Here is a 4,605-nt window from a genome sequence, read left to right as displayed (position 1 = left end):
ATTTGCGCCGCAGAGCCTCTCGCGCCGCTATCGGCCATCATATAAATAGAGTTAAATCCGCCCTTATCTCCCTGGATGAGCTTCATCATCTCGCCTGCGACGACGTTGTTTGTATCCGTCCAGATGTCGATGATCTTATTGTATCTCTCTGAGTCCGTTAGCAAGCCCGCGCCGTATTGATTTTGTATCTCGCGGACTTTTTTCTTGGCTTCGTTGATATATTTTTGCTTGCTATCAGGCACGATGATATCGGCGATCGAGATCGAGATGCCGGCCTTTGTCGCATAGCGGAAGCCCAAATTTTTAAGCTTATCCAAAAATCCCGCCGTTACCTCAAGGCCGCCGTTTTTATAAACGTAATCAACCAAATTTGCGATATCTTTTTTCTTCATGACTCTATTCCACATATTTTCAGGAACAAAATCAGGCAGAATCGAGCGGATGATCAAACGACCCGCAGTCGTAAATAGCGTCTTGCCGTCGATCATGGTTTTGATCTTTGAGTGTACTTCTAGGCAATGAGCTTCCTCGGCGATCATTACTTCGTCTACCGATGCGAAAATTTTATTAGCGCCCTTGCTGTCGGTCTTTTCTAGGCTTAGGTAGTAAATTCCCAAAACCATGTCCTGGCTAGGAACGGTGATAGCCTTACCGCTTGCAGGAAGCAAGATGTTCATCGAGCTAAGCATCAAAATTTTGCACTCTGCGATAGCTTCCTGCGATAGCGGCACGTGAACAGCCATCTGGTCGCCGTCGAAGTCCGCGTTAAATGCGGCGCAAACTAACGGATGTAGCTGGATAGCCTTACCCTCGACAAGCACCGGGTGAAACGCCTGGATAGATAGTTTGTGAAGCGTCGGAGCGCGGTTTAGCATAACCGGGTGATCCTTAACAACCTCCTCTAGGCACTCCCAAACCTCGTTCGTCTTATCCTCGATCATTTTCTTAGCTTGTTTTACGGTCGTAGCGTAGCCCTTCTCCTCGAGGCGAGCTAGCAAATGCGGCTTAAACAGCTCAAGAGCCATTCTTTTCGGTAGTCCGCACTGATCCATGCGTAGTTTTGGGCCAACGACGATAACCGAACGACCGGAAAAGTCGACGCGCTTACCGAGCAAATTTTGACGGAAGCGACCTTGCTTGCCTTTAATAATTTCAGAAAGCGATTTTAGAGGGCGTTTGTTTGCACCCTTTACGGCGTTTGCACGGCGACCGTTGTCAAATAGCGCATCGACAGACTCCTGAAGCATACGCTTTTCGTTTCTGATGATGATTTCAGGCGCGTCAAGCTCCATAAGGCGTTTTAAGCGCGCGTTTCTATTGATAACGCGGCGATATAGGTCGTTTACATCAGAAACCGCAAATTTACCGCCATCAAGACTCACAAGCGGGCGAAGATCCGGCGGAAGGACCGGTAAATTCGTAATCATCATCCACTCAGGACGGTTGCCTGAATTTAAAAAGCTCTCGACGACTTTTAGTCTTTTTACTATAGTTTTTTTCTTAGCTTCCGAATTTGTCGCGCTGATCTCGTCTTTTAGAGTGTTTAAAAGCTCGACTAAATCGATATTTGCTAGCAAATCACGGATCACTTCGCCACCCATCCTAGCTCTAAATCCGCCCTCTTCAAAGCGAGAAGCTAAAGAAACGTATTGCTCTTCGTTTAAAACATCGAAAATTTCTACCTTTTTGCTATTTTCGGTGTCATAAAACGCGTCGCCCACGCTCTCGACGATATACGCCTCGTAGTAAAGCACGCGCTCAAGGTCTTTCATCTTTATACCAAGCAGCGTTCCTATGCGGCTTGGGAGCGAATTTACGTACCAAATATGCGCAACCGGAGTTACGAGCTCGATATGACCCATTCTGGAGCGGCGTACCTTTGAGCTAGTTACCTCGACGCCGCATTTTTCGCACTTGATGCCTTTGTAGCGCATTTTTTTATACTTACCGCAAAGGCACTCGTAGTCGCGGATCGGACCGAAAATTTTAGCACAAAATAGACCGTCGCGCTCAGGTTTTAGCGTGCGGTAGTTTATAGTTTCGGGTTTTTTGACCTCGCCGTGGCTCCACGATTTTATCCTTTCAGGACTCGCCAAACGAAGCTGAAACGCCTCAAAATCGCGCGGTCTGCGTTCTTCTTTTATCTCAATAGGTTTTAACTCACTCATTATTTTCATCCTCATCGTATATCTCGACATCAAGCGCCAATGATTTTAGCTCGTTTGTTAGAACGAAAAATGTCTCAGGAATGCCGGTTTCAGGCACATTTTCGCCTCTTGTTAGGGCTTTATACGCAGACAAGCGTCCTTCGACGTCGTCTGATTTGACCGTTAGCATCTCGCGAAGCGTATGAGCCGCACCGTATGCCTCAAGCGCCCAAACCTCCATCTCTCCGAATCTTTGTCCGCCAAATAGCGCCTTACCGCCGACTGGCTGCTGAGTAACAAGGCTGTATGGTCCCGTACTTCTAGCGTGGACTTTTTCGTCGACTAGGTGGTGAAGCTTTAGCATATACATACATCCGACGTTTACGCGCTCCTTAATCTTTGAGCCCGTGCGTCCGTCGTAAAGCTCGGTCTTGCCGTCCATATCGATCTTAGCTAGCTCAAACAGTTTCATCAGCTCATCGACTCTAACGCCCTCAAATATAGGCGTGGCAAATTTGACGCCGTTAGCCCAGTCTCTAGCGTAGTCTAAAAGCTGCTCGTCGCTCATTTTACCTAGAGTCTTTTTAGCATCCATAAATTTAGACGCCGAAGCTATCTCGATCATTTTGGCTCGTAGCTCTTTTATCCACTCGCCCTTTTTCTCTTGGAAAATTTGATTTATCTGCTCGCCCAAGCGGTAGCCGACAAGACCCAAGTGGCTTTCTAAAATTTGACCGATATTCATACGGCTAGGAACGCCTAGCGGATTTAACACGATATCGACCGGCTGACCGCTCGGCAGATACGGCATATCAACCTCAGGAACGATGTTTGAGACGATACCTTTGTTTCCGTGGCGACCCGCCATCTTATCGCCCACTTTTAGTTTGCGCTTGGTCGCGATGTAGACTTTGACGAGCTTAACTACGCCGCTTGGCAAGATATCGTCTTTTTCTAAAATTTCCATCTTAGCGTCATGCTCTTCTTTGAGCTTTTTCTTCTCGTTTTGGAAATGATTTTTTATGTCGTCGTATGATTTTTGAACGTCTTTTGAAAAGCCCTTAACGATCGCGCTTAGAGTAAAGCGGTTGATGTTTTCAAACTCCTCTTTATCGATCTTCTCGCCTTTTTTATAGGTTTTTTTACCGATAGTTTGAGCCGAGCTCAAAGGCGTTTTGCAAAGCAGAGCGCCCACTTTTAGCATCTCTTCGCGGTCTAGCATCAAGAGTCTATCGTGGTGTTCTTTTTCAAAAGCCGCTTTTTCTTCTTCATAAACTTTATTTGAGCGATTATCTTTTTCGTGGCCTTTTTTAGTAAAAATTTTAACGTCTACTACGACGCCTTCCATTGACGCAGTCGCGTAAAGGGATTTATTTACCACGTGGCCGGCTTTTTCTCCGAAAATCGCACGAAGCAAGCGTTCCTCAGGCGTCGGCTTAACCTCACCCTTTGGAGAAACCTTACCTACTAGGATCATGCCTGGTTTTACCTGCGTGCCGATTTTTATTATACCGCTATCATCTAGGTGAAGCAAATCTTCCTCTTTGATATTCGGGATATCTTTAGTAATCTCCTCAACGCCGTCTTTTAGCTCGCGCGCTTCAATCTCTTTTTCATAAATATGCACGCTCGTAAACGCATCCTCTCGGATCATTTTTTCGCTGATTACGATCGCGTCCTCATAGTTGTAGCCGTTCCAAGGCATGAAAGCTATAAGGGCGTTTTTACCGATAGCTAGCTCGCCGCGCTCCATAGACGGACCGTCGGCGATGATCTGCCCGGCCGCTACGCTTTCGCCTTTTTTAACGATAGGGTGCTGGGAGAATGTCGTATTTTGGTTGGTTCTTAAATTTTTCTCCATAGAGTAGTGATCGATATATGGACCCGCCTCGTCTTCACCGAGGATAAAGATGTTTTTATTATCCACCTTTTCAACTACTCCAGCGCGTCTAGCCTTGATAGCTTCCCATGCGTCGCGAGCTACGGTACTCTCCATGCCAGTTCCAACGATAGGAGCGGATGAGCGAAGTAGCGGTACCGCTTGGCGCTGCATGTTTGATCCCATTAGGGCGCGGTTTGCGTCGTCGTGCTCCAAAAACGGAATAAGCGATGCCGCAACGCCAGCTATCATACCGGAGCAAAGGTCAATAAGCTTAACGTCCTCGCGTTTAGCTAGTATCATCTCGCCATCTTGTCTAGCCTCGATCAAATCCTCTACTATATATCCGCTTTCGTCAAGCGCGGTAGATGCCGGAGCGATAACTAAATTTTCCTCCTGGGTCGCTGTTAGATAAACGATCTCATCGGTTACCTTACCATCTACGACCTTTTTATACGGCGCCTCGACGAAGCCTAGATTATTTACCTTTGCGTAAGTCGAAAGCGTGTTGATAAGGCCGATATTTTGACCCTCCGGAGTCTCTACCGGACAAATTCTGCCGTAGTGAGTCGGGTGAAC

2 protein-coding genes are annotated in these 4,605 nt (G+C 47.0%); both read right to left on the bottom strand.

The annotated features are described in order from the left end of the window. On the bottom strand, nucleotides 1-2,168 hold a 2,168-nt coding region (gene rpoC, locus Q0314_RS06365; protein ID WP_298057605.1), incomplete at its 3' end, for a DNA-directed RNA polymerase subunit beta'. Then, a partial coding sequence (gene rpoB, locus Q0314_RS06360) for a DNA-directed RNA polymerase subunit beta (protein ID WP_298057604.1) occupies nucleotides 2,161-4,605 on the bottom strand: 2,445 nt, incomplete at its 5' end. The genes rpoC and rpoB, both read right to left, overlap by 8 nt.

Origin of the sequence: uncultured Campylobacter sp., from assembly GCF_938040115.1 — a bacterium.
Taxonomy (GTDB): Bacteria; Campylobacterota; Campylobacteria; order Campylobacterales; family Campylobacteraceae; genus Campylobacter_A.
This window is presented reverse-complemented; position numbering and strand designations above follow the sequence as displayed.